At 68.7% G+C, this 1,189-nt stretch carries 1 protein-coding gene; it reads left to right on the top strand.

What is annotated here, in order from left to right:
* Nucleotides 1–1,189, top strand: a 1,189-nt coding sequence (gene metK / locus HCK00_RS26635) for a methionine adenosyltransferase (RefSeq protein WP_240966249.1), incomplete at both ends; no start/stop codon positions are given.

The following is a 1,189-nucleotide window of genomic DNA, read 5'->3' on the forward strand; positions in this document are numbered from 1 at the left end:
CGCCTGTTCACCTCGGAGTCCGTCACCGAGGGTCACCCCGACAAGATCGCTGACCAGATCAGCGATTCCATCCTCGACGCCCTGCTCGCGGAGGATCCGTCCTCGCGGGTGGCCGTGGAGACGCTGATCACCACCGGTCTGGTCCATGTGGCGGGGGAGGTGACCACCAAGGCGTACGCCGATATCCCGACGCTGGTGCGGGAGCGGATCCTCGACATCGGTTACGACTCGTCGAAGAAGGGGTTCGACGGGGCGTCCTGTGGGGTGTCGGTCTCCATCGGCGCGCAGTCGCCGGACATCGCGCAGGGGGTGGACACGGCCTATGAACAGCGCGTGGAGGGGGACGAGGACGAGCTGGACCGGCAGGGCGCCGGTGACCAGGGCCTGATGTTCGGGTACGCCTGTGACGAGACGCCGGAGCTGATGCCGCTGCCGATCAGCCTGGCGCACCGGCTGTCGCGCCGGCTGTCCCAGGTGCGGAAGAACGGCACGATCCCCTACCTCCGCCCGGACGGCAAGACCCAGGTCACCATCGAGTACGACGGTGACAAGGCCGTCCGCCTCGACACCGTCGTGGTCTCCTCCCAGCACGCCTCGGACATCGACCTGGACAGCCTGCTGGCGCCGGACATCCGCGAGTTCGTCGTCGAGCATGTCCTCGGCGAACTGCTGGAGGACGGCATCAAGCTGGACACCACCGGTTACCGGCTGCTGGTGAATCCGACGGGCCGGTTCGAGATCGGTGGCCCGATGGGGGACGCGGGGCTGACCGGGCGGAAGATCATTATCGACACCTATGGCGGGATGGCCCGGCACGGTGGGGGTGCGTTCTCGGGCAAGGATCCGTCGAAGGTGGACCGTTCGGCGGCGTACGCGATGCGGTGGGTGGCGAAGAACGTGGTCGCGGCGGGGCTGGCGACGCGGTGTGAGGTGCAGGTGGCGTATGCCATCGGCAAGGCGGAGCCGGTGGGTCTCTTCGTGGAGACCTTCGGTACGGCCACCGTCGAGGTGGAGCGGATCGAGCGGGCGATCACCGAGGTGTTCGACCTGCGGCCGGCCGCCGTCATCCGTGATCTGGACCTGCTGCGGCCGATCTACGCCCGTACCGCCGCCTACGGTCACTTCGGCCGGGAGGAGCCGGACTTCACCTGGGAGCGCACCGACCGCACCGACGCCCTCCGCGCGGCCG

Origin of the sequence: Streptomyces zingiberis (assembly GCF_012034935.1) — a bacterium.
Classification (GTDB): domain Bacteria; phylum Actinomycetota; class Actinomycetes; order Streptomycetales; family Streptomycetaceae; genus Streptomyces; species Streptomyces zingiberis.